The organism is Rhodococcus sp. 4CII (genome assembly GCF_014256275.1).
GTDB lineage: Bacteria > Actinomycetota > Actinomycetes > Mycobacteriales > Mycobacteriaceae > Rhodococcus_F > Rhodococcus_F wratislaviensis_A.
On record NZ_JACCFE010000002.1, the window covers coordinates 3,367,074 to 3,389,991 of the forward strand.

Below are 22,918 nucleotides of genomic sequence, written 5' to 3' on the forward strand. Positions count from 1 at the left end.
TCGAGACCACCAGGAGATCAGACATGACCATGGGACTGACAGGTGTCATCTGGTTGCCCCGCGGGGCAACCGTCAACTCGACCACCCTCGTCGCGGGCGCCGGACCGGTGCCGCTCAGCGTGGCGAGTGCGGCGTGGACGGCGTTGTCCACCAGCTTCGTCGACGCCAACATCACGCTCGTCCGTGTGATGGCCGAACTCGCCGCCGGCTGGCAGGGCGTGTCCGCCGTCGCCGCTCTGGCCAAGATCACGCCGTTCACGGTGTGGACCGCCGAATGCGCCGAACTCGCAGCGGATACGGCAGCGAAGGCGGGGCTGGAGGCGGGGGCGTACACCACCGCCGCGCTGATCATGCCCAGCATTCCCGAGATCGTCGCGGTCAAGACCGCGAAGGCCGCCGCCTACTCGACGGGTGGCGCACTGAACGGCACCGCCGCGGCCGCGGAAGCCGCCGACCGCGCGATGGATATTCGTGCCGGGCTCGTGATGGAAGGCTATGAGGCCGCGTCGAACATCCTCGCGCTGCAGCGCACGTACAAGCAGCCGCCGCGCATCGTCACCAAGGCCGATTCGAAGGAGGTCGGAAGCTTCGACGAGATTCCGTCCGACGGCGAATTCGATCCGACGCGGGCGGCCGCGGCCGCGGTGATGGCCGCCGGCCAGAACCCCGCCGTCACCGCGGCCACATCGCAGGTCGGCAGCATCGCCGGCACCACCGTCTCCACCGCCACGTCGGCGGCGAGCAATATCGGCGGCGCGGCGCTGTCCGCGGTCACCGGCGGCGGCGTCACCCCGTTGACTGGTGCACCGATGATGTCGGGCGGATCGTACGGCGGTGGCTCCGCGTCGACCAGCGCTGCGGCGGCACGCACGTCGGTCGGTGCGATCGGTGCCGGCGGTGCGACGCTGCCCGAGGGCTGGGGCAAGGCGGACGGGCTCGGCCAGGGCGCCCGACCCGGCGCACCCGCGCCTGCACCCGGCGGTGTGATCGGGGAGGTCCGAGCCGACGTGACCCCGGCTGCGGCGGCGCGCGGTGCCGCAGGCAGCGGGCCGATGACGGTCGGACGCGGCGCCGCCGGCGCGGGCTCGCAGGACGACGAGGAGCGCGACACCCCCGACTACCTGAAGAACTTCGAGCACTTCTCCGACGGGCGCACCGTCATCCCGTCGGTCATCGGCGCGAACCCCGACCACCGGGAGTCCGGACGGTGATCGATCTGGGCACCCAGCCGGGCACCCCGACCCTCCCGGCGGTGACCCTGAGCCTCGACGAAATGGACTATCTCGTCGACACGCTCGCGCTCGACGTACTGCCGGTGGTGCTCGATGCCGGGCCGCGGTACGACAGCTACGACGCCCGGGACGCAGCGTTCCGCGGCGCCGTCGACACCCTCGCCGCCCGGGATCTGCTCCCGGGCGGTGGGGTTCACCCCGCACTCGCCGACCGGCTCCGGGTGCTCGCCCGACCGCGGTGGGAGATCGCCCTGCGCTGGTACGTCGACGGCAGCATTTCGCGTTTGTGCATCTCGCAGGGTGACACCGTCGCGGTGCTGGCATTGCGCGCCGGCGACACGTACGTCGTCCAGGACGCCGGCGCCGACATCTTCGCCCCCGTCATCGGAGCGCTCGGGACGGTCGACCCGCTGAGCTTCGGCGTCGTCAATGCACCCACGGTCCAGCTCGGCGAAGCCTTCGATCAGGGCGGCGACGGCAAGTCGCTCGCCGCGGCCCTCGCCGCACTCGGGGTGACCGCAGCCGACGCGGCCACCCTCGGCAACGCGATGGCCGGCTGCACCAGATACGCCGAGATCGTCGGAATCGCGTACGGCGACGGGCAATACGATCCGGTGGGCGGTCCCGTCACCGTGTTCGACACCCCGGGCGGACGCGTCGTCGGCACGTCCAGCGTCTCCGCGCACGGGGTCGCGTGGTCGTCGCTCAGCCCCGGCAGCCCGCAGCGTCTGCGGCAGGCGCTGGAATCGCTGGCCGACCGACTGACCTAGATCGGCTGCCGCTTCCACCACGCGCCGGTGTCGCGGCGTTCCTTCCAGGTGGTGAATTCGTACCGGTACATGCGCGCCCGCACATGCTTGGGCGGTTCATCCGGGAATGGGTTGTACTGCAACAGCTTCAACGTGTCGCGATCGTTCCGCAACAACCGCTCGACGAACCCCCGGAACCACGGTTCGGCGTACCCGGGCGAGATCGCCGTGAACCAGAACAGCCAGTCGAGTCGCAGATGATACGGCGCGAACTGGCGCGGTCGACGGCGCACGTCGCCCGGCTTTCCCTTGAAGCCGTACTCCTTCCACTCGGAGCGGAGGCTGACGTGTCCGTCGGCCGTCCCCTCCACGATCACCTCGTACCGCACCCGGGTGATGCTCCCGAACGCGCCGTACGTGTTGACGAAATGCCACTTGTTGAACGAGGCATTCATGCGCTGCCCGTGCGAGATCAGGTTCCGAATCGGCCAGTAGCTCAGCACGGCGACGAGCGCCGTCACCGCGACCACCGCCACCACGAAGGGCAGCGGCGCCGAATCGCTGCCTGCCGGTATGTCGAACGGCAGCACCGCCGCGTACACGCCGTCCGGGATGACGGACAGACCGAGCACGATCGTCGTCCAGTTCAACCACGAGAAGTTGCCGCTCGCCACCAGCCAGAGTTGGGTGACGATCATGACCGTCGCGGCGATCGCGGCCACCGGTTGCGGCGCGAACAGGCCGAACGGCACCACGAGTTGAGCGAAGTGGTTGCCGAGCACCTCCACCCGGTGCAGGGGCTTCGGCAGCCGGTGGAAGTACCAGCTGAACGGTCCGGGCATGGGCTGTGTCTCGTGGTGGTAGTACAGGCAGGTGAGGTTGCGCCAGCATCGATCGCCGCGCATCTTGATCAGTCCGGCACCGAATTCGAGACGGAACAACAGCCACCTCAGCACCAGCAGCACGAGAATCGGCGGCCCGACCGACGCGTTGCCCAGGAAGATCGCGAGGAACCCCGCCTCGAGCAGCAACGACTCCCAGCCGAAGCTGTACCAGAGCTGGGAGACGTTGACGATCGACAGGTACAGCACCCACAGCACGAACCACACGAGCATGCACGCCGTGAGCGGAATGATCTGCGTCAGACCGAGTAGCGCGGCGAGGGACAGGGCGGCGCCGGTCCAGCACACCGTCTCGAAGAACCGGTCCGAGTAGTGCAGGTGGAAGATACTCGGGGCGCGCCCGAACGTGACGCGGCGGAGGAAATCCGGGATGGGCAGCATCCCGGTGCTACCGACGAGGGGCCTGAACTGGTTTCTCGCCGCGACGAACGCGACGAGATAGATCGCGGCGAGTCCCTCGGTGACGAGCAGCCGACCGAGCCAATAGTCATCGCCAACGAACCATTCCACCGCCGTCACTCCTCGAGGACGGTTTCCTCCATCGTCGCGCAACCCCCGGGTGCGCGCAACGACATCACCCCATGGGGTCGTCGGCGCCGGGAACGATGCGATGCTCGAACGGCGGCTCGACGGTGCCCCAGCGCACGCACTCCCAGCCACCGCCTGCGAGCGGCGTCAACTCCACCGACTGCGTGTTGGCGAGGTGATTGTTGGCGGCGAAGAGTCCGGGCACACCCGCCAATTGGGCTGCCACGAGCCGGATGGCGGCGCCGTGGCTGACGAGCACGACGTCGCCCGAGGCCGCCGGGTCGTCGAGGTACTGCTCGCGCAGGGAGTCCACGACCGGGACGTACCGGCCGAGGATGTCGTGGGCGGATTCCCCGCCGGGTACCCGGGCGTCCAGTTCACCGGTGTGCCACAGGTGGAACGTCTTCATGAACAGCTTGTGCGATTCCTCGTCGCTGCGGTCCTCGAGTTCACCGGCCTGCGCCTCGTGCAGGCCCTCCCGCACCTGGACGGCGATGCCCGACGCCAGTTCCACGAATCGCGCCGTCTGTCGCGCGCGCAGTGCCTGCGAGGACACGAGGGCGGCCGTCGTCGCCGCGGCGGCGAGGTCGGCGCCCAGCCGTTCGGCCTGGGAGCGCCCTTCGGGTGTCAGCCGGGCGCCCGGCAGTCGGGTGTCGAGTCTGCGCTCGACGTTGGCCTCGGTCTGCCCGTGCCGGACCAGGATCAGCTTGCCGCTCACGATTCCCTTTCTCCCTGACGGATTCGTTCGATCCATTCTGCCGCGTCTCCGTCGGACGGCGGGGGCGGGCCGCTGGGGTTCGCCGCGGGCCAGGACCCGAGGAACCGCACGTGCGACTTTCGGTGCAGCGCCCGGAACGCTTCGTCCACGAGCGGGTCGTCGATGTGCCCGATGCAGTCGACGAAGAACCGGTAGGTGCCGGGGTTCGTGCGCACCGGGCGCGACTCGATGCGAATGAGATCGATTCCGCGGGTCGCGAACTCGGACAGCACGCCGACGAGGGAGCCGGGCGTGTTGTGGGGTTCGAGGACGGCCGACGTGCGGTCGCCGCCGGTGCGCGCGGGTACCGGGGCAGGCGCGGTGACGAGGACGAACCGGGTACGCGCGCTCTTCTCGTCCGCCACCCCGTCGGCGAGGCTGCGCAGACCGAGCCGTTCACCGGCGAGCGCTGTGGACACGGCGGCGTCGGCCAGACCGTTCGCCACGTCCTCGGCGGCGCCCGCGTTGGAGGATGCAGTCTGGAGTTCGGCCCCGGGGCAGTTCTCCTCCAGCCAGATTCGCACCTGCCCGGCCGCCACCGGGTAGGCCCGCACCGTGCGCACCTGGTCGAGCCGCTCCATGCCGGGCCGGCCGAGGATCGTGAACGCCACGTCGAGTTCCGTCTCGGCCACGATCTGCAGCCGATCGCCCAGTGCGAGCGAATCGAGCGTGGGCACCACGGCCCCCTCGACGGAACTCTCGATGGGGACGACGGCGCCGTCGACGACGCCGTCACGCACCTTCGCCAGGGTGGCGGGCGGACTGGTCGCCGGAACCCGCTCGACCGGCCCGTCGAAGGCGCCCGCCTCCTCGAGCTGCGCGAGCGCCATCTCCGTGAAGGTTCCCGAGGGTCCGAAATACGCGATCTTTGGCACGCCTACGAGATTACGCATCGCGCGTCGACGGCCCGGCGCATTGCCGGTGAATGTTTACCGCAGACCCGCATCCGAGAGTTCGCTGGCGACGAGCACCGGGTCGTGCACCTCGACGCCCAGCAGCACCTCCCGGACGGCCTCCGCGGCCTCGGGAATCAGTGCGGTGAGTGTCGCGGGGTCCGGCGCCGCGAGCGCAGCCCGCACGTCGTCGCCACGCAGCGACGCCACCGTGCCCGACAGGAGCGCCAGCACCTCGGCCGTGTCACGGACGCGCGCCACGTACCCGACGTCGGCGTGGGCGAGGACGGCGAGGAAGTCGGCGACCTCGCCGATGGAGTGTCCGCTCGCGAGCCCCGGGATGCGGCCGGCATCCGCGAGGTGCTGCGCGGTCTCCGCCAGTCCGAGCTCGTCGGAGTCGCCTCTGGTGACGAACACTGCGAGCGGCGACGGCAGCCGCAGGGTCACCGCGTCACCCAGCTGGTCGGCGGGGCAGTCGAGGTGGAATCGGACGGCCTCGTAGGACGCCTGCTCGCTGGTGCGCAGGCGCGCGGGGTCGACGTCGAGGCACACGATGACGCGACCGGCGTCGGTTCCGACGGCGCCGAGCAGCGCGGACGCCGGGACCACGCGCGGTCCGAGCGCGCCGCCGGCGGCCGGGTCCACGGCGCCGGTCCCGCTGAGCAGTTCCGCGATCAACGACTGAGGACCGCGGGAGCGGGGGACGCCGAGGGAGAGAGGTATTGCCACGTTCCCACCGTATGCCCGCCGGATCGGCCGGAATTCCGTCGGGGTCTTGCCATCGCCGGCAACACCACATTAGGTTAGGGTTACCTCAGTATCGCGGAACCCCGAAGGAGGCCCCATGCCCGTCACGACCACCGGTCCGTCCACCGCCGAGCGTGTGCGTAGCTCGTGCGCACGGACCCAGGGCGCGGTACTCGCCGTCGAGGGCAGCGCACCGACCGCCACCTCGGTGCACCACCTGCGGTCCAGTGGCGACGTCGTCGTCGCGGTCCCCACCGAGTCGGCGGCCGCCACGCTGTCCTGGCTCGCCGGTGGCGGCGGCATCCCCGCGGTCCTGGAACTCACCGACAACTCGCCGCTCCCGTTGCGCGAGCCGGTCCGGTCGCTCGTCTGGCTGCGCGGCACCCTCCACGCCCTGTGCGAGGCGCACACCCGCTCGCTGGCCGACGAGGTCGCGTCCGAGTTCCCCCACCCCGGACTTCTCGACGTCGGCCACGACGCGACGCTGCTGCAACTCCGCCTCGAATCGGCGGTGGTCGCCGATTCGAGCGGCGCCGAACCCGTCGCCGTCGCCGACCTGCTCGCCGCCCGGCCCGACCCGTTCTGGGAGATGGAAACCGCGTGGCTCCAGCATCTCGACGAGGACCACCGCGACATCATCGACATGCTGTCCCGCAAACTGCCGCCCCACATGCGGCGGGGACGCGTCCGCCCCCTGGGCATCGACCGTTACGGACTACGGTTGCGCGTCGAGAACGACCACGGCGACCGCGACATCTGGATGCCGTTCTCGGCCCCCGTCGACGACGCCGTCGCGCTGAGCAGGGCGATCCGGCTGCTGGTGGGATGCCCGTTCGTGAACGGCCTCCGCGCGCGCGGCTGATCGGCATTCCGGTTCGGTGCGCGCTAGCGTGGCCGCGTGATCTCGCGTGCAACGCTCACCTCCTGGATACGGCCCGCCCCACCCGAACCGGCAGCGCCGCCGGTCACGGGGAGTGAGCGGCGCGCTCTGTGGATCGAGATCACGATCGTCCTGCTCATCACGTTCGGGGCGAGCGGGCTGTCGGGACTGCTGTCGCTGTCCGAATCGCTGCTGACCCCGGGCCCCCTGGCCGATCAGTCCGTCGCCCTCAACGTCTCCCGCGCGGAGAACCAGGTCATCGACGTGGCCCGGCAGCTGCTGGGTGTGGTCCGGCTGTTCGCGTGGGCCGCGCTGGGGCTGTATCTCCTGTGGCGCAGCGGGCTCGGGCCGAGCCGCGTCGGGCTCGGCCGATTCCGGCGGCGCCCCGACGCGACGCAGGGCCTCGGGCTCGCCGCACTGGTCGGGCTGCCGGGGCTCGGCCTCTATCTCGTGGCCCGCGCGCTCGGAGCCAACCTCACCGTCGTCCCGAGCACGATCGGCGACCACTGGTGGCGGCTGCCCGCCCTGATCCTGTGGGCGATCGCCAACTCCGGCGCGGAGGAGGTGCTCGTCGTCGCGTATCTGATCACACGGCTGCGCCAACTCGGGTGGAGCGAGAATTCGTCGCTGCTCGCGTCGGCGGTCCTGCGCGGGACGTATCACCTCTACCAGGGGTTCGGCGGCGGACTGGGCAACGTCGCGATGGGTCTGGTGTTCGGCCGGTACTGGCAGAAGACTGGACGGTTGTGGCCTCTCGTGATCGCGCACGCCACCATCGATTCGGTCGCGTTCGTCGGCTACGCGGCCCTGCGCGGACACGTCGGCTGGATTCCGTAATCCGGCCGGACCAGTAAAGTCGTGCGGGTGACCGGCGACGCCCCCTACCCTCCGCTGCCGCCCCGTCCGCCCCGGCGGACGCAGGGCGGGCAGCCGGTGCCGCCGCCCCCGAACCGCCGAATTCCACGGCCTGACCAGCACGTTCCCCCGCAGACGCGGCGGGTGCCGCCGCAGGCGCCCCCGCAACAGGGGCCTCCTGCGCCCCACCCGCGACACCCCGCACCCCGGCAGGGACCACCCGCGCCGGAAGGCACCCAGGTGATCCGCCGGGACGGCCGGGGCGGTCCGCCGCCCCCGCAGCAGGCGTGGTCCCAGGCCCCCGAACCGCAGCTGTCGCGTTCGGCGCCGCCGCAGGGTCCGCGCGGTTACGCGCCCACCCAGACGCCGCAGCCCTACCGCGACGTCCCGCCACCGCCACCGCGGGTGCCCCCGCGCACACCTCCGCCGCCACCACCGCCCGCTCCGGCGCGGCCCGCGGACCCGCCGCAGCAACGGCGCCCCCGTCGACCCCGGCACTGGGGCCGGCGCATCGGCATCCTGTTCCTGGTGCTGATCCTGGCGCTCGCCGGCATGACGTACTACCTCGACAGTTCGCTGAATCGGGTCGACGCGCTGACCGACTACCCCGGCCGGATCGGCGACACCCCCGGCACCAATTGGCTCCTCGTCGGTTCGGACAGCCGCACGGGGCTGACGCCCGAGCAGGAACAGCAACTGTCGACCGGCGGCAACAGCGGCCCCGACCGCACCGACACCATCATCGTGGTGCACGTCCCCAGTGGTGGCGGGCCGGCGACGATGGTGAGCATCCCGCGCGACTCGTACGTGTCGATCCCCGGCTACGACCAGGACAAGATCAACGCGTCGTTCGCGTTCGGCGGGCCGCAACTGCTGACCCAGACGGTCGAGGAGGCGTCCGGTCTGCACATCGACCACTACGCGGAGATCGGGTTCGGCGGTTTCGCCGGCATCGTCGACGCGATCGGTGGGGTCGACATGTGCCTGGACACGGCCATCGACGACCCGCTCGCGGGGATCGACCTCGCGCCCGGCTGCCAGGAACTGTCGGGCTCGCAGGCCCTCGGCTTCGTCCGCAGCCGCGCCACCGCGCTCGCCGACATCGACCGGATGAATCATCAGCGAAAGTTCATGGCGGCGTTGATGTCGAAGGCCACGAGCCCCGCGACGTGGCTCAACCCGTTCCGCGTCTGGCCGCTGATCACCGACACCGCCGCATCGCTGCGCGTCGACGAGAGCGACCACATCTGGAACCTCGCCGCGCTCGCCTGGGCGGTCCGCGGCGACATGGTCACCACGACCGTCCCCGTCGGCGGGTTCGAGGACGTCGACGGATCCGGCAACGTGTTGCTGTGGGATCACGAACGGGCTTCCCAGTTCTTCGGCGCACTGGCCGACGACCGTCAGGTTCCGTCCGAATTGGTCACCACCGGACCGTGACCGACGCCCGTAAACTGACACCCATGTCTCACCCGGCGCCGAAGACCCCCACCGAGTTCCACGCCCTCCTGCTCGAGCAGGTCCGTCACGAGTTCACCGCCTCGCAGCAGTACATCGCAGTGGCCGTCTACTTCGATTCGCACGATCTCCCGCAGTTGGCCCACCGCTTCTATTCGCAGGCCGCCGAGGAACGCGGCCACGCGATGATGATGATCCAGTACCTGCTCGACAACAACCTCCGCGTGACGGTCCCCGGCATCGACGACGTCACCACCGAGTTCGAGTCGGTGCGCGCACCCGTCGCACTGGCGGTGGAGCAGGAGCGCGAGGTCACCGAGCAGATCACCGCGCTCGCCCGGACCGCTCGCGACAGCGGCGACTACCTCGGCGAACGGTTCATGCAGTGGTTCCTCGAAGAACAGGTCGAGGAGGTCGCGAGCATGCACACGCTGCTGACGATCGTCGATCGCGCAGACGACAACCTGTTCGACATCGAGGACTTCATCGCCCGCGAGATGAACGGCAGCACACCGGTCCGGCCTGGTGCGCCGAAGAGAGCGGGCGGCGGCGTCTGACCCTCGGATCTCAGCAGCGCGTGGGCGCCGGTTCGCCGCGGAACCGCGCCGCCACGTATTCGTATGCGTCGGGGAAACCCACCACTGCCGTCGTCATGTGCTCGGAGATCTCGTACGGGACGAACGTCAGCTTGGCCCCGGCTGCGCAATAGCGGTGCGCGGTTTCCGCGACCGAATCGAACGGAGTCAGTCCGTCGAGGGTGCCGTGCCACAGGTAGAGGGGTGCGGTCGGAATGCCCTCGTAGAACCGCAGACTGTTCTCGCGCAGCACCTGATGCGCGCCCGAACTCGCCATGAGGCTGGTGGAGGCGGCGAGTTGCCCGGCGCTGCGGAAGGCGCCGTGGAACAGAAGGAATCGACGGCATTCGTTCGACATCCATTCGCGCAGCCACAGCCCGGTCTCGTTCAGCTGCGAGGAGATCGGCAACTGCTCGGGGTACTCCCGCTCCAGGCCGATCGCGGCCGCGAACGCCAGCCCGAACCCCGGATGGGGGTTGAACCCCAGCCCCAGCGCCATCTGCTCGAGATCGGCGGGTATTCCGCCCGCGACCACCGCGTCGATCTTCAGTTCCGGTGCGTAACTGGGCGCGAGGGCCGCCGCCCACGCGCTGGCCATCCCTCCCCCGGAATAGCCGGCCAGCGCCACCGGGCTGTGCGTCAATCCCAGTTCGGCCACCCGTTGCACCGCGCGGACGCTGTCGAGAGTGATCATCCCGCCGAGTTTCGCGGCGCCGTACGCCCCGGTCGGCCCGAGGTGATCGGGCACGGAGACGGCCCACCCGCGCTGCAATCCGAGATACAGGCCCGGCGATTCCTGCAGTTCCAGGTTGAACAATGAGTGCGACGGTGCGCACTTGGTCCCGAGTGAATTCACGATGGCCTGGTACGACACCAGCGGTGGATTCGCGACGCCGCGGGGAAGCAGGACGGTCGTGACCGCCAGAATCGGATGTCCCGCGGAGTTCGTCGACCGAAACGCGATCTGCCAACCGTCGGAGTTCGCGTACATCCAGGTGTCGATCCGTCGTGTGCGCACGACGCCGCCGGGATGAAGGACGCCGAGATCGGCCGGAGCCGCATAGAACGGGTCGGGGTCGGGCCAGGGATACAACGGTTCGGCCTGCGCCGGGGCGGGCATTATCGCGCCCAGGAAGAGGGCACCGAGAATCAACGCTATCCATGCGGTGGGTCGTCTCAACATTGGCCTGCCCCTCCGGGCCGCGTCGTCAGATCGCTGTGATTTTATACGCGGATGCGAGCCCCCCGACGCGGATTGCGCCGTTCCGGCGCGGCGTCCGTCGCCAGTTCACGTGAGGAAAACGTCACCAGAATGGTGCCGAATTTAGGTTGACTTTAGTTTGGGAACGCTGCCCAAAATTAGGCACAGCTTGGATGACACGTGCTCTGACCAGCGATATTATCCGTTTCATGACTTCGGCTGACGCGCACAAGACGAAATTCCACGCCTTGCTCCACGACCAGATTCGCAACGAATTCAACGCGTCACATCAGTACATCGCGACTGCGGTTTATTTCGACAATGCGGACCTTCCGCAGTTGGCCAAGCACTTCTACAAGCAGGCCGTCGAAGAGCGCAACCACGCCATGATGATCGTCCAGTACTTCCTCGACCGCGACATCTCCGTCGAGCTGTCGGGCGTCGACGCCGCGAAGGGTCAGTTCGAGAACGCGCGTGAGCCGATCGCCCTCGCCCTGACCCAGGAGAAGACGGTCACCGAGCAGATCGTGCAACTGGCGAGCACCGCCCGCGAAGAAGGCGACTACCTCGGCGAGCAGTTCATGCAGTGGTTCCTCAAGGAGCAGGTCGAGGAGGTGGCGAGCATGACGACGCTGCTGACCATCGCCGACCGTGCGGGCAGCAACCTGTTCGATCTCGAGGAGTTCGTCGCACGGGAAATGAGCGGTGTCGCAGACACCTCCGGAGCACCGCACGCTGCCGGCGGCTCCATCTAGGCGGCTTCGCCGCTCGTGCGCCGTTCTGGTAGCTGGAGCTACCAGAACGGCGCACGAGCCCGGAGGGCCTATCGCAGGGTGACCTGCCGTCCGCGCAGGCCGTCGCGGGCGCGTCGTTCCTCGGTGTTGAGGGGCGCGTCGACGGCGAGGGCCTCGGCCAGCCGCTGACCGAGTTCGACGGTAGCCGCGGCCCATTCGTTCGCATGCTTCTCGCGATCCAGGTCGAACACCGGAACCAGCAGGCCGTGGGTGCGGAACGACCCGGCGTACCGGGAGCCCTCACCGAGGTGCAGGCCACCGGTCGCGTGCACGCGGGCGAGCGCGAGCATCAGATCGTCCTCGTTCTCCGGGCGCACCCAGCGGATGTGCGCCTTCTCGCCCGCGTCGACCCACCACGCCGCGACGACGCCCTCGGCCTCGACGCGCGCGGACGGCATGATCGCCGCGTTTGCGTGCTGGACCGTGGTCGCGACCTCGGGGGCCGGTTCCACGCCCTCGGGGAGCCACCAGTTGAAATCCTGGTGCACGGTGATGTCGAGCGGCGCGTCGGCGTCGATCACGTCGGCCAGCGCGGGGGTCTCCGGTCCCGGTTCGGCGGAGGCCAGCGACTCGCCTGGGGCGGCGTCCCGGACCCAGGCGACGGACGCGGCCAGGTCGGCACCGAGATCCGCAGAATGCGCCTGGACCTGCACACCGACGAAGCCGGTTGCACTGTCCCCCTCGTCGCGGACCAGTGCCGCGACGGCTCCGGGCAGCACGGTCGCGAGGGTCACCGGCCGGGACGAATCCTTGACGGGAAGCGGCGCGGTCGCCGACGGGACGAATTCGCGCAGCGCCACCAGATCGCATTCGGCGGCGAGGCCTTCGAACGGCCGGGTCACGGCCGCCGCGGCGCTGTCCCGTTCCGCCTGCCGCTGCGCGAGCTTCTCGGCGCGGGCGCTACCGGGCTTCGGACCACTGTTTCTCTTGCTCTTCTTTGCCACGACGCCAAAACCTACACGCCGTCGCCGGTCCGGTCAGGACGCCAGCCACTTCTTGGTGCGGCCGGGGTGGTTGGTGGCCACCCAGCTGACCCCGAGTTCGCGGCACAGTTCGACGTCGCTGCGGTTGTCGACGGTCCAGCAGTAGGTGGCGCGTCCCGCGGCGGCGGCCTTGTCGACGATGTCCGGGTGCTCGTGCAGCGTCTTCACCGACGGGCCGACCGCGGTGGCCCCGACGGTAGTCGCGGCTCCCCCGCCGAGGTACCGGGCGGATTCGCCGAGCAGGACGGTGGGGAGCATCGGCGCGGACCTGCGGATCCGCCACACCGCCCCGGCCGAGAACGACATCACGACGGCGCGGGAGTGGTCGGCGGACGGCGGCGCGGCGATGCCGAACCGTTGCAGTTCGGCGAGGACCTTGCTTTCGACGAGGCCGCCGAACCGCACCGGATGCTTGGTTTCGATGAAGAGTTTCACCGGGCGCGCCGACCAGTCGAGGGTGAGGGCGATGAGGGCGCTGAGTTCGAGGAGTTCGGCGGGCTCCTCTTCCGTGCCGTAGTTGAACTCGGCGAGTTCGTCGAGGGTCATCTCGCTGACGACGCCGGTTCCGGTGGACGTCCGGTCGACGGTGCGGTCGTGGACACACACGAGGTGTCCGTCGCGGGTGAGCCGCACATCGCATTCGAGGCCGTCCGCGCCCTCTTCGAGCGCCAGTTCGTAGGCTGCGAGCGTGTGTTCCGGCTTGGCTGCGGAGGCGCCGCGGTGCGCCACGACGAGGGGTCCGCGCCGGTCGGGGCTCACGAGGCGAGGGCTTCCCGGTCGGTGACCTCGGACTTCTTCTCCGCTTGCGGATCCGTGTCCTTCTGTCGCGGCGGTCCGGTGGCGACGACCCAGCGGGTGACGGGTTCCTTCGCTCCCTTCAGGGTCCGGCCCTCGAGTCGGCGGAGCACCATCAGGGTGAGGAAGGCGGTCGCCGCGGCGACCAGTGCCGTGAACGCGGAGAGCAGGACGCCGTCGGCCATGGCCTGCAACCCCGGCCGGGACCGCCAGAACCAATTGAAGACGATGAGCACGGCGCCGAACACCCACAGGCTCCACCACGCGCGGACCAGCAGGACGGCGCGGGGGTCGCGGCGGATCACCTCGAGCAGGAACACCCCCGGCATCACCAGGTTCAGGCCCGGCACCGCGCACCCGACGATCACGTCGGTGGACGTGCGCGGGTCGGACGTCCGAGCGTGGGCGAACGTGAGTCGGCGCATCCTCAGCAGCCAGCACACGCAACCGACACCTGACAGCAGCGCGAAGAGCATTCCGCCGGTCTGACCGACGAACACCGCGATGTCCGACAGGCCGAGGAGGGTGGGATCGATCAGCCGGGTCCGGTTGCGCACGAGGACGCCGTACCGACCCAGTTCGGCGAGCACGGCGAAGGCGTACAGGCCGGCGGTGACGGTGAGGAGGAAGGCCGCCTTGTCGGCGAGCAGTTCCGGCCAGTTGCGGCGCGTGGAGGGCGTCACGACCGGGTCGTGCAGGCCCCAGCGCGGGATCTCGGTGTAGTGCGGGGTGGGGCTGGGGGCGGACGGCTCGGCCGCGAGACCGCCTCGCCGCAGCGGGGACCGCGCGATCCAGCGGAAGCCCCGGGTTGCAGGCGGCTGATGATGGTCGGTCCGGATCGGCGCGAGCAGCACGCCGTGGCAGCGTGGGCACCACTGCGCCGGGCCGCCGACGACCGGCCACCGCGCGGCGCAGCGCGCGCATACCTGAACGACGACGCTCATCCCCTCCGCACCCACTTCACAGTGCCGATTCTGTCACGACCCGAGAGCGCGGGCAGCCCACGACCGAATCGTCCTTTTTGGGGAGTATGTGTGAGCTGCACCACGAGAAATCTCGAGTTATCCACAGTTTCCACAGGTTCATACACAGTTATGGACAGTGTGAGGAGTGCTCATACACAGGTCAGAGCGCGTGTGGATCCGCGATTGTTGACAGCTTCGGATGAACGGTCCACAACGGTGGATGAATTTGACACCGCAGCTCGGTGAACGATCGGAGTCGGTGACCGACGGCTCGGCCCGGAATTACCCCTCCAGTTCGGATCGCCCGCGAAGCGACCCGAGAACTCCGGACCGGCCGTCGTCTCCCCCACCTGTGCCGGGGCGTATTTGCCCCGACACTTGATCTGACGCAGCCCGGCGCGGTTTGGTTCCACCCGATCTGTAATCTCGGGAAACGATGACGGAAGACGTCGGTGCACGGTCGTGCGGGTCATGTGTTGGCGGATCGCGGTGGCACCTCCGGCCCGCCCGCGTCCTCCAGGTGGCCGCGGTGCTCGTCGCGATACAGCTGCTCGTCCGGACGTGGGTGGCCGCCCGCAGCGACTTCTACTGGGACGACCTGATCCTCGCCGGACGCGGGGGAAGCCTCCCGCTGCTGTCCGGCGACCTCCTGCTCTACGACCACGACGGTCACCTCATGCCCGGAGCCTTCGTGGTGGCGGGCATCGCGACGCGGCTTGCGCCGTATCAGTGGATCCTGCCGATGCTGACCGTGATCGCCTTGCAGGCGATGGCGTCGTACGCGGTCTTCCGGTTGCTGCGCACGCTTCTCGGGCTGCGGCCCGTGATGCTGGTTCCGCTGGCGCTCTACCTGTTCTCTCCGCTCACCGTGCCCGCGTTCGCGTGGTGGGCGGCGGCGCTCAACGCCCTGCCCCTGCAGATCGGGTTGGCGTGGGTGACGGGCGACGCCCTGAAGTTGTGCCGCACCGGGCGGCGGCGCTACGCGATCTCGGGCACGCTCGTACTGGTTGCGTCGCTGCTGTTCTTCGAGAAGTCCGTCGTGGTTCCGTTCGTCGCGTTCGCGACCGTGGCCCTGCTCGCGCACATCGCCGGGCGGCCGCGGCCGGTGCGATCGACGTTGAGCAGAGGCGCCGGCCTGTGGATTCCGTCGGCGGCGGTGCTCGCCGTGTGGGCCGCGATCTACTTCTCCACGGTGGCGTCGCGGTGGGAGTGGGCGGGCACGTCGCGCGCGGTCGAACTGCTGCACCACAGCACCTCGCTCGGACTTCTGCCCACATTCGTGGGCGGACCGTGGACGTGGGATCGGTGGATACCGAGCCCACCGTGGGCCACCCCGTCGACTGCGCTGGAGGTGGTCGGCTGGGTCGTCCTGGTCGCCGCCGTTGCCGCGACCGTCCGGCTGAAGCGCCGCATCGGCTGGGTGTGGATTCTCGCGGCCGCGTACTTCCTGCTGTCGGTGACCGCAATGGTCGTCACCCGGTGGGGCGCCGACACCACCTACGAACTCGCGCAGACGCTGCGGTACTTCACCGACACCGCGGTGATCCTCGCAATCGCGGTCGCACTGATCGCCCGTGCGCCGCGCCGCCGGGCCGACCCGGTCCGGGTGCGACCGCCGGTGGTCGTCGCGGTCGTGGTCGCGTTCGTCGCGAGCAGCCTGTGGTCGACGTTCACGTTCACGCGGAGCTGGGAGGAGAACCCGACCACCGACTATCTCGCGACCGCGCGAGCATCGCTCGCGGACCGCTCCGACGCGCCGATCCTCGAGCAACCCACGTCCTTCTGGGTGCTGCTCCCGGTGGCGTATCCGAACAACCTGGTGAGCCGCGTCCTCGCCCCGCTGCGCGACCGGCCCGCGTTCTCCGACAGCACCCCCGACCTCCGGATGATCGACGACGCGGGCAAGGTGGTCGATGCCCAGGTCACCTGGGTCCGATCGATCGAACCCGGCACAGTCCCGGACTGCGGGCACCTGGTGGACCGGCGCACTTTCGTACCGCTGCCCCTCGACGGCCCGCTGACCGGCTGGGAGTGGACGGTGCAACTCAACTACCTGGCGGACGCGGACGGCGAGATCGCCGTCGCGATGGAGGTCGGCAACCCGGTGCGGGTGCCGGTGCACCAGGGCCCGAATTCGGTGTTCGTCCGGCTCACCGGCGGCGGCCGGAATGTGCGGGTGAGCACCCTGACGCGCGATCTGTCGCTGTGCGTCGGCGTCGGCCCGGTCGGGGTCGTCGTCCCGAAGTAGTTACCGTCCCGAAACCGCTACCGGCCGTAGCGCGACCACGCGACGCGGGCGTGTGCGGCGCCGACGATCGCGGCGGCCGCCTCGTCCCACGAGGCGGCGGGCAAGCCGAGCTTCGCGAACAGGGAGCGGCGCGGCCCGGTCATCTCGAGGGTGGCGTCGGGGAACTTCTTCTCCACCACTTCGCGCAGTGTGCCGATGCCGTCGACGATGCCGAGTTCGGCGGCGCGGCGGCCCAGCCAGACGTCGCCGTTGAACAGGTCCGTGTCGCCTGCCGTCAATTTCTCCCCGCGGCGGCCGACCACCCAGTCGCGGAACTCGTCGTGGATGCCTTCCTGGATCTGCTCGAGCCATTGCACGTCCTCGGACTTCTCAGCGAAGAACGGGTCGAGGCGCGCCTTGGCCTCGCCGGCCGAATGCAGTCGCCGTTCGATGCCCAGGCGGTCGATCAGCTCGGAGAATCCGAAGCCCGCCGAGATGACACCGACGGAGCCGACCACGGACGTCGCGGTCGCGTAGATCTCGTCGGCGGCGCAGGCCAGCCAGTAGCCGCCGGACGCGGTGACGTCCTCGCAGAACGCGAGCACGGGCAGTTCGTGTTCGGTGGCGAGCTGACGGATGCGGGCGGCGATGTATTCACTCTGCGTCGGCGATCCGCCGGGGCTGTTGATCAGCAGCGCCACCGCTTTCGCGCCGTGCGCGGTGAACGCGCGATGCAGGGGTTCCTCGACGGATTCCGCGTTCAGCACCCGCCCGAACCCGGCACCGCCGGACGCGATCATCCCCTGCAGTCGCACGATCGGCACCACCCCGCCGCCGGAGCCTCCGAACGCGTCGGGCAGCCTGTCGGCCAGCGGTTTCGGCAGGGTCAGTGGGATCTTCGCCATGAAATCAGCGTATAGCGCACCGAGGGCCTTGCGGCAGGACCGGTCACCGATCGGGCAGAGTGGCTGTCATGGAGTTGCGAATCTTTACCGAACCCCAACAGGGTGCCACCTACGACGATCTTCTCGCGGTCGCGCAGGCCGCCGAACGCTTCGGCTACGGCGCGTTCTTCCGGTCTGATCACTACCTCGCGATGAACACCGAGGGCTTGCCCGGACCGACGGATGCGTGGATCACGCTGGCCGGTCTCGCCCGGGAGACGTCCACGATCCGGCTCGGCACGCTCGTCACGTCAGCGACGTTCCGGCACCCCGGTCCGCTGGCGATCTCGGTGGCGCAGGTCGACCAGATGAGCGGCGGCCGCGTCGATCTCGGCATCGGTGCCGGCTGGTACGAGGAGGAGCACCAGGCGTACGGCATTCCGTTCCCCCCGTTGAAGGAGCGGTTCGAGCGGCTCGAGGAATCGCTTGCCGTGATCACCGGGTTGTGGCGCACTCCGCTCGGCGAGACGTTCGCCTACGACGGCAGGCACTTCACGATCAAGGATTCGCCGGCGCTCCCGAAGCCGAAGCAGCCGCACGGACCGCCGATCCTGATCGGCGGCACGGGCAAGAAGAAGACGCCGGCGCTGGCGGCGAAGTACGCGAACGAGTTCAACGTCCCGTTCCAGTCCGTCGAGGAGACGCGGGACGTGTTCGAACGGGTCCGGGTCGCGTGCAAGGCGATCGATCGCGACCCCACCGAATTGGTGTACTCGAACGCGCTCGTCCTCTGCTGCGGGCGCACGGAGGAGGAGATCGCGACACGCGCCGCGCGCATCGGACGTGACGTGCACGAACTGCGGGAGAACGGCCTCGCCGGGTCACCCGCCGAACTGGTCGACAAGATCGGCCGCTACGCGGAGGCCGGGTCGCAGCGGATCTACCTGCAGACCCTCGACCTCGCTGACCTCGACCACCTGGAACTGGTCGCGAGTGACGTCGTTCCGCAGCTGAGCTAGGCGGAGGCGGGGCCGCCCGCGCGTCGCCGGGCGGTCCGGGCTCAGTGCCGGGTGGTCGAATCCAGGAACTGGCGCAGGTCGCGGTCCCACTGAGCGTCGCGGGAGCGGTTCAGGGAGGCGCGGCAGATGAGGAAGCCGGACAGCGCGATCATCATCACCGCGAACCAGGTGAACAGTCCGGCGATGACGCCGGCCACTCGTGCCGCGGACGGCGACATCGGTTCGGTGGTGAGGTTGCCGTCGGCATTGACCCAGATGTCTTCCTTGGTTCCCGACGGGGTGGCGGGGTCGACGGTGATGTCGGCGTGCCGGGTCTCGTCACCCCACGTCCACTTGGCGGGCGCGGTGTCGACGCCCGAGGGTGCGACGTCGGACGTCATGGAGACGCCGGTGGAGTCGGCGAGCGTCGTGGCCGAGACGGTGCGGTAATCCGTGACCTGCTTCTCCGCCAGCGACAGCTGACTGTCGATGGTCCGGGCACCGACCAGGATGGCGAGGGGCAGCATCGCGAATGCGAGCACCACGACTGCGAGGGTGAGCATGTTTTCGATCCGGTCCGAGCGCCGGACGAGAGGGTTGTGCCGCTGACGAGCCGACCGCTTGCGCAGCCTCCGTGATGGAGAGTTGTTCCACATTTCGGATCCGGTCCTCTCGCCGACAATTCCCTACGATCCAGGGTCGTACGCAAGGCAAACAAGATCAAGTGGATCTGGTGTGTCTTTGGGCACTGTGCCGTAATACACTCATCTGCTCCCCGCCATCTCACGATGCTCCTTGGGGCTCACCCCGCGCACGCGTTTGAACGCCGCACTCAGCGCGAATGCGCTGCCGTACCCCACCTGCTGCGCCACCGACGCGACCGTCGCGTCCGGTTCGCGGAGCAGGTCCGCGGCCAGCGACAGCCGCCACCCCGCGAGGAAGGTCATGGGCGGTTCGCCGACGAGTTCGGTGAAGCGGCGCGCGAGGGCGGCGCGCGACATGCCGGTTTCCGTGGCGAGCGACTCCACCGTCCACGGGTGCGCCGGGTTGTTCTGCAGGATGCGCATCGCCTTTCCCACCACCGGATCGCCCTGCGCCCGCACCCACGAGGGCGCCTCGGCGGCCGGTCGCGCGAACCACGCGCGCAGCACCGCCATCAGCAGGAGGTCGAGCAGCCGATCGAGCACCGCCTCCTGTCCGGGCTCGTCCCGCACCACCTCCTCGTGCATCAGGGTGACCAGCCGGGAGTCCCAGTCGGCGCGGCGCTGCACGACGAGTTCGGGGAGCGCGGACAGCAGCCGGCGGCTGATCTCGCCGGGGGTCTGGTAAGTCCCGGTCAGCATCACCGTGCGGCCGTCGGGGCTGTTTCCCCACGTGCGCACCCCGAGGTCCATCGCCTCGGCGAGCGGTTCCCCGCGGAGCGTCGTGCAGCTCTGGTCGGGGTTGATGATCACGTGCGGGGGCGTGTCCGGATGGTCGGCGACGACGTACCGCTCGGGTCCGCGGACGATCGCGACGTCGCCCTCGGTGAGCCGCACCGGTTCGCCGGTGTGCGGAAGGATCCACGCTTCGCCGCGGCCCATCGCGACGAGGCTGAGCGGCGCATGGTCGTCGATCTGCAGCGACCACGGCGGTTCCATTATCGAGCGGAGCACGAACGCGCCGGCGGCGCGGGGACCACTGATGAGACCGGCGAGGGGATCCACCCATCCAGCGTAGACGCTCGCGTATGGATCAGCGTGTTTCAACCATGGAAAGTCTTGCCACCGCCGTCTTGACTGAATGCATGACAACCATCCGACGCGATCGGCCTGCTCACGTACCTGTTCGGCGAAGTGCTGGACGGGCGCAACGCCTCGCTCACCGACGGGGGGAACGCGCACTCGGGCGCGCGCCCCGCGACTTCACCGACTACGTCCGCGCCGCAGCAGCGGCCGGGGTCTGGAGGGTCTGACCATGGAGCGCTATCTGACGGTTGTCACGGCGGTGAGCGCCGGCGTGGTGGGCGGCGTGATGTTCGCGTTCTCCACGTTCATCATGTCCGGGCTCGGTCGGCTGGAGCCGGCCCAGGGCATCGCGGCGATGCAGGCGATCAACCGGGAAGCGCCGAACTTCTGGTTCATGACGGCGCTGTTCGGTACGGCGTTGACGTCGATCGCGCTCGCCGTCGTCAGCGTGGTGCGGCACGACGGTTCGGCCGTCTACGCGGTGACCGCCTGCGCGCTGTACCTCGTGGGGATTGTCCTGACCATCGTCTACCACGTGCCGCACAACAACGCGCTGGACGCGCTCGATCCCACCGCGGCCGACTCGGCGGCGTACTGGCGCGACTATCTGTCGGGATGGACCGGATGGAACCACGTGCGCACCGTCAGCGCCATGGCGGCGTCCGCGGTGCTCACGTGGTCCGCCACCCGCAGCTGAGACCGCGACGTTACGACGGCGGCAGGATGTCGGTCTGCGCCGGGACCTCGTCCTGCTTCAGCAGCCCGACGGGGCAGCTGACCCCGGTGGCGTGCACGGGGCAGTACCCGCCGGGGTTCTTCGCGAGGTACTGCTGGTGGTAGTCCTCGGCGTAGTAGAACTGCGTGAGCGGGGCGATCTCCGTGGTGACCGCCCCGTACCCGGCTTCGGCGAGCCGCTTTTCGAAGGCCTCACCGGTGGCCTCTGCGATCTCCACCTGCTGTTCGTCGATCGTGTAGATGGCCGAACGGTACTGCGTTCCCTGGTCGTTGCCCTGCCGCATGCCCTGCGTGGGGTCGTGGTTCTCCCAGAACTCCTTGAGGATCTCGGCGTACGAGATCACCTTCGGATCGAAGACCACGAGGACCACCTCGGTGTGCCCGGTGCGACCGGAACAGGTCTCCTCGTAGGTGGGGTTGGGCGTGTAGCCGCCGGCGTATCCCACTGCGGTGGTGTAGACGCCGTCGAGTTGCCAGAACTCCTTCTCGGCGCCCCAGAAACATCCCATGCCCAGCACCGCGGTCTGCATTCCCTCGGGGAACGGGGGTTGCAGGGGATGGCCGTTGACATAGTGCGTTGCCGGAACCGGGATCGGTTGCTGCCGTCCGGGGAGCGCGTCCTCGGCGGTGACCATCACGGACTTAGCGGCTGCTCGACCCAGAAGCTCGTCGTACCAAGACATGATTCGATGCTACGCGCGGTGCCGGTGCGGACTCCGCCGCGAGCGCGGCCTGCGCGCGCATCCGCTCGCCGCGGGCGGCGACCCACCGCGTCGCCGGGACTTCCACCCACCGGTACAGCCCCTCCGCCACCAGCGCCGTCACCACGAGAAAGGCGACCACCGCGCCGGTCTCGCCGAACGCCCCGACCGTGTGCTCGTACACGCGGTACAGGATCAGGGTGTGCACGAGGTAGATCGCGTAACTGCGCGTCGCCGTCCACCGGACGACGGCCCAGTGCGCCGCGGGCCCGTCGTATCGGCCCACCAGCACGACGCACGCGGTGACGACGGCGAACGTCCACAGGTAGTGATCGCCCGCCCAGTAGACCCGGAAGTCGGTCGCGAGCCGGATGACCTCGACCTGTGCGAGTCCGGCGACGACGATCCACCGGCAGTCCGCCAGCCGCGCCCAGCCGAGGTAGATGATCTGCCCGAGGAACACTGCGGGCAGCGTCGCGGCGATCTTGGACAGCATCGGCACCGTGTACGGCTGCGGCGCGTACAGGTTGTACAGCAGGATCAGCGCGCAGACCGCGGCACCGGCCATCGGCATCGCGATGGGCAGGGTGCGCAGAACCGGGCGCGCCGCAACGCAGGCGAAGTAGAAGAAGATCTGCACGGCCAGGGTCCAGGTGACCCCGAGAACCGCGACCTCGGGTTTGAGGAAGAAGCCGCCGAGGAAGAAACTCAGGGCCGCGTCGACGTTGGACACCCCGTTCTGCCCGCTGAACATGCCGTTGATGCCCAGGCGCACCAGCACGATCGCGGCGAGAACGGCCACCCAGAATGCGGGCAGAATGCGTCCGAGCCGGTTGAACAGGAAATGCCCGGGTTCGGAACGAATGGCCGAACGCGTGATCAACACCCCGGTCAACATCATGAAGATGGCGACCCCGACAAAAGACAGATGCTGGTTGAGACCGCCCCGCTCGATGAATATCTGATAGACGACGTCGATGAACCACCATCCGGTTCCGAGATCGTCGATGAGATAGAACGAGATGTGCGAGTAAATGACGGCCAGAACTGCGAAGAAGCGGAGCAGATTCGCGCCCGTGAGTTCCACACGCGGCGCAGCCGCGTGTGAATCTGTAACAGGTGTCAGCGAAGGCATCGCGTCAGCTTAAGGTTCCGTTCACCCGCCGGACGAATTCTCACGACATTCAGTGTGGCCGCAGGAGAGTTTTTTCGGGTGCCCGAACTTTATCGTCCGGGAATCGCTCCGTGACCCCAACTGTTGCGCAGGGTGTACCAATGAGATTGGGTATATACCCGAGAACGATTTCGCCACAGGCGGGTGTCAGGCGCGTG

At 69.1% G+C, this 22,918-nt stretch carries 23 protein-coding genes and 1 pseudogene; 11 read left to right on the top strand and 13 right to left on the bottom strand.

Annotation, left to right across the window (positions count from 1 at the left end):
• The first annotated feature begins 23 nt into the window (after positions 1-23).
• Both H0B43_RS16280 and H0B43_RS16285 read left to right on the top strand, forming a co-directional pair.
• The gene (locus H0B43_RS16280; protein WP_185726986.1) at positions 24-1,211 is read left to right on the top strand and encodes a PPE domain-containing protein; all 1,188 of its coding nucleotides are present in this window, start codon (positions 24-26) and stop codon (positions 1,209-1,211) included.
• Positions 1,208-2,002, top strand: a complete 795-nt coding sequence (locus H0B43_RS16285; RefSeq protein ID WP_185726985.1) for an ESX secretion-associated protein EspG — start codon at positions 1,208-1,210, stop codon at positions 2,000-2,002. The genes H0B43_RS16280 and H0B43_RS16285 overlap by 4 nt, the downstream gene beginning before the upstream one ends.
• On the opposite strand, the gene H0B43_RS16290 is transcribed toward H0B43_RS16285, so the two are convergent.
• The 4 genes from H0B43_RS16290 to H0B43_RS16305 all read right to left on the bottom strand — a co-directional run bounded on the left by H0B43_RS16290 (position 1,999) and on the right by H0B43_RS16305 (position 5,790).
• Positions 1,999-3,393 carry a lipase maturation factor family protein gene (locus tag H0B43_RS16290; RefSeq protein ID WP_397517464.1) on the bottom strand — a complete coding sequence of 465 codons (1,395 nt, stop codon included), beginning with the start codon at positions 3,391-3,393 and terminating at the stop codon, positions 1,999-2,001. The two genes, H0B43_RS16285 and H0B43_RS16290, sit on opposite strands and share 4 nt — an antisense overlap.
• Before the next feature lie 64 nt (positions 3,394-3,457).
• Positions 3,458-4,129: a histidine phosphatase family protein gene (locus H0B43_RS16295; protein WP_185726983.1), complete on the bottom strand. Its 672-nt coding sequence runs from the start codon at positions 4,127-4,129 to the stop codon at positions 3,458-3,460.
• Positions 4,126-5,061 (bottom strand): prephenate dehydratase, encoded by a 936-nt coding sequence (gene pheA, locus H0B43_RS16300; RefSeq protein ID WP_185726982.1) that lies wholly within the window; start codon positions 5,059-5,061, stop codon positions 4,126-4,128. The genes H0B43_RS16295 and pheA overlap by 4 nt, the downstream gene beginning before the upstream one ends.
• A gap of 36 nt (positions 5,062-5,097) precedes the next feature.
• Positions 5,098-5,790: a hypothetical protein gene (locus H0B43_RS16305; protein WP_185726981.1), complete on the bottom strand. Its 693-nt coding sequence runs from the start codon at positions 5,788-5,790 to the stop codon at positions 5,098-5,100.
• Between the two features lie 115 nt (positions 5,791-5,905).
• Here H0B43_RS16305 and H0B43_RS16310 point away from each other — a divergent pair, with 115 nt between their 5' ends.
• The 4 genes from H0B43_RS16310 (at position 5,906) to H0B43_RS16325 (ending at position 9,558) form a co-directional block, all read left to right on the top strand.
• On the top strand, positions 5,906-6,670 hold the full coding sequence (locus H0B43_RS16310) for a DUF2470 domain-containing protein (RefSeq protein WP_185726980.1): 765 nt from the start codon (positions 5,906-5,908) through the stop codon (positions 6,668-6,670).
• 36 nt (positions 6,671-6,706) lie between these two features.
• On the top strand, positions 6,707-7,525 hold the full coding sequence (locus tag H0B43_RS16315; RefSeq protein WP_185726979.1) for a CPBP family intramembrane glutamic endopeptidase: 819 nt from the start codon (positions 6,707-6,709) through the stop codon (positions 7,523-7,525).
• 258 nt (positions 7,526-7,783) lie between these two features.
• Positions 7,784-8,983, top strand: a complete 1,200-nt coding sequence (locus H0B43_RS41580; protein WP_312033727.1) for an LCP family protein — start codon at positions 7,784-7,786, stop codon at positions 8,981-8,983.
• Positions 8,984-9,006: 23 nt separating this feature from the next.
• Positions 9,007-9,558, top strand: coding sequence for a ferritin (locus H0B43_RS16325; RefSeq protein WP_185726978.1), 552 nt, complete (start codon positions 9,007-9,009; stop codon positions 9,556-9,558).
• Positions 9,559-9,568: 10 nt separating this feature from the next.
• On the opposite strand, the gene H0B43_RS16330 is transcribed toward H0B43_RS16325, so the two are convergent.
• Positions 9,569-10,759, bottom strand: coding sequence for a lipase family protein (locus tag H0B43_RS16330; protein WP_185726977.1), 1,191 nt, complete (start codon positions 10,757-10,759; stop codon positions 9,569-9,571).
• Between the two features lie 227 nt (positions 10,760-10,986).
• On the opposite strand from H0B43_RS16330, the gene H0B43_RS16335 reads away from it, so the two are divergent.
• Positions 10,987-11,532, top strand: a complete 546-nt coding sequence (locus H0B43_RS16335; RefSeq protein ID WP_185726976.1) for a ferritin — start codon at positions 10,987-10,989, stop codon at positions 11,530-11,532.
• Positions 11,533-11,600: 68 nt separating this feature from the next.
• Here H0B43_RS16335 and H0B43_RS16340 read toward each other — a convergent pair whose 3' ends face one another.
• The 3 genes from H0B43_RS16340 to H0B43_RS16350 are packed head-to-tail and all read right to left on the bottom strand — an operon-like array spanning position 11,601 to position 14,293.
• A complete protein-coding gene (locus tag H0B43_RS16340; protein WP_185726975.1) occupies positions 11,601-12,515 on the bottom strand; it encodes a DUF5926 family protein in 915 nt (304 codons plus the stop codon).
• A 33-nt stretch (positions 12,516-12,548) separates the two neighbouring features.
• A complete protein-coding gene (locus tag H0B43_RS16345) occupies positions 12,549-13,313 on the bottom strand; it encodes a glycerophosphodiester phosphodiesterase (protein ID WP_185726974.1) in 765 nt (254 codons plus the stop codon).
• Complete coding sequence (locus H0B43_RS16350) at positions 13,310-14,293, bottom strand: DUF4328 domain-containing protein (RefSeq protein WP_185726973.1); 984 nt, start codon at positions 14,291-14,293, stop codon at positions 13,310-13,312. Before H0B43_RS16350 ends, H0B43_RS16345 begins: the two co-directional genes overlap by 4 nt.
• Before the next feature lie 457 nt (positions 14,294-14,750).
• Here H0B43_RS16350 and H0B43_RS16355 point away from each other — a divergent pair, with 457 nt between their 5' ends.
• A complete protein-coding gene (locus H0B43_RS16355; RefSeq protein ID WP_185726972.1) occupies positions 14,751-16,562 on the top strand; it encodes a hypothetical protein in 1,812 nt (603 codons plus the stop codon).
• A gap of 17 nt (positions 16,563-16,579) precedes the next feature.
• Here the strand turns inward: H0B43_RS16355 and H0B43_RS16360 are convergent, their stop codons facing one another.
• Positions 16,580-17,446 (bottom strand): S49 family peptidase, encoded by an 867-nt coding sequence (locus H0B43_RS16360; RefSeq protein WP_185726971.1) that lies wholly within the window; start codon positions 17,444-17,446, stop codon positions 16,580-16,582.
• Between the two features lie 68 nt (positions 17,447-17,514).
• On the opposite strand from H0B43_RS16360, the gene H0B43_RS16365 reads away from it, so the two are divergent.
• Positions 17,515-18,444, top strand: a complete 930-nt coding sequence (locus H0B43_RS16365) for an LLM class F420-dependent oxidoreductase (RefSeq protein WP_185726970.1) — start codon at positions 17,515-17,517, stop codon at positions 18,442-18,444.
• A gap of 41 nt (positions 18,445-18,485) precedes the next feature.
• Here the strand turns inward: H0B43_RS16365 and H0B43_RS16370 are convergent, their stop codons facing one another.
• The gene (locus tag H0B43_RS16370; RefSeq protein WP_252189777.1) at positions 18,486-18,986 is read right to left on the bottom strand and encodes a hypothetical protein; all 501 of its coding nucleotides are present in this window, start codon (positions 18,984-18,986) and stop codon (positions 18,486-18,488) included.
• Positions 18,987-19,187: 201 nt separating this feature from the next.
• Positions 19,188-20,129, bottom strand: a complete 942-nt coding sequence (locus tag H0B43_RS16375) for an AraC family transcriptional regulator (RefSeq protein ID WP_185726968.1) — start codon at positions 20,127-20,129, stop codon at positions 19,188-19,190.
• Between the two features lie 87 nt (positions 20,130-20,216).
• Between H0B43_RS16375 and H0B43_RS42845 the strand changes: the two are divergent.
• A pseudogene (locus tag H0B43_RS42845) lies at positions 20,217-20,377 on the top strand (NmrA family transcriptional regulator); the annotation flags it as partial.
• 2 nt (positions 20,378-20,379) lie between these two features.
• Positions 20,380-20,847: a DUF1772 domain-containing protein gene (locus tag H0B43_RS16380; RefSeq protein ID WP_185726967.1), complete on the top strand. Its 468-nt coding sequence runs from the start codon at positions 20,380-20,382 to the stop codon at positions 20,845-20,847.
• Between the two features lie 10 nt (positions 20,848-20,857).
• On the opposite strand, the gene msrA is transcribed toward H0B43_RS16380, so the two are convergent.
• Together msrA and H0B43_RS16390 are read right to left on the bottom strand one after the other, a co-directional pair.
• Positions 20,858-21,568 (bottom strand): peptide-methionine (S)-S-oxide reductase MsrA, encoded by a 711-nt coding sequence (gene msrA, locus H0B43_RS16385; protein WP_185726966.1) that lies wholly within the window; start codon positions 21,566-21,568, stop codon positions 20,858-20,860.
• A complete protein-coding gene (locus H0B43_RS16390) occupies positions 21,528-22,721 on the bottom strand; it encodes an acyltransferase (protein ID WP_185726965.1) in 1,194 nt (397 codons plus the stop codon). The genes msrA and H0B43_RS16390 overlap by 41 nt, the downstream gene beginning before the upstream one ends.
• Positions 22,722-22,918 lie beyond the last annotated feature (197 nt).

Excerpts from the sequence above, each read along its gene's own strand:
- H0B43_RS16280 (WP_185726986.1), top strand. The coding sequence starts at position 24 with ATGACCATGGGACTGACAGGTGTCATCTGGTTGCCCCGCGGGGCAACC.
- pheA (WP_185726982.1), bottom strand. The coding sequence starts at position 5,061 with ATGCGTAATCTCGTAGGCGTGCCAAAGATCGCGTATTTCGGACCCTCG.
- H0B43_RS16310 (WP_185726980.1), top strand. The coding sequence starts at position 5,906 with ATGCCCGTCACGACCACCGGTCCGTCCACCGCCGAGCGTGTGCGTAGC.
- H0B43_RS16325 (WP_185726978.1), top strand. The coding sequence starts at position 9,007 with ATGTCTCACCCGGCGCCGAAGACCCCCACCGAGTTCCACGCCCTCCTG.
- H0B43_RS16330 (WP_185726977.1), bottom strand. The coding sequence starts at position 10,759 with ATGTTGAGACGACCCACCGCATGGATAGCGTTGATTCTCGGTGCCCTC.
- H0B43_RS16335 (WP_185726976.1), top strand. The coding sequence starts at position 10,987 with ATGACTTCGGCTGACGCGCACAAGACGAAATTCCACGCCTTGCTCCAC.
- H0B43_RS16350 (WP_185726973.1), bottom strand. The coding sequence starts at position 14,293 with ATGAGCGTCGTCGTTCAGGTATGCGCGCGCTGCGCCGCGCGGTGGCCG.
- H0B43_RS16355 (WP_185726972.1), top strand. The coding sequence starts at position 14,751 with ATGACGGAAGACGTCGGTGCACGGTCGTGCGGGTCATGTGTTGGCGGA.
- H0B43_RS16360 (WP_185726971.1), bottom strand. The coding sequence starts at position 17,446 with ATGGCGAAGATCCCACTGACCCTGCCGAAACCGCTGGCCGACAGGCTG.
- H0B43_RS16365 (WP_185726970.1), top strand. The coding sequence starts at position 17,515 with ATGGAGTTGCGAATCTTTACCGAACCCCAACAGGGTGCCACCTACGAC.
- H0B43_RS16370 (WP_252189777.1), bottom strand. The coding sequence starts at position 18,986 with ATGCTCACCCTCGCAGTCGTGGTGCTCGCATTCGCGATGCTGCCCCTC.
- H0B43_RS16380 (WP_185726967.1), top strand. The coding sequence starts at position 20,380 with ATGGAGCGCTATCTGACGGTTGTCACGGCGGTGAGCGCCGGCGTGGTG.
- msrA (WP_185726966.1), bottom strand. The coding sequence starts at position 21,568 with ATGTCTTGGTACGACGAGCTTCTGGGTCGAGCAGCCGCTAAGTCCGTG.
- H0B43_RS16390 (WP_185726965.1), bottom strand. The coding sequence starts at position 22,721 with ATGCCTTCGCTGACACCTGTTACAGATTCACACGCGGCTGCGCCGCGT.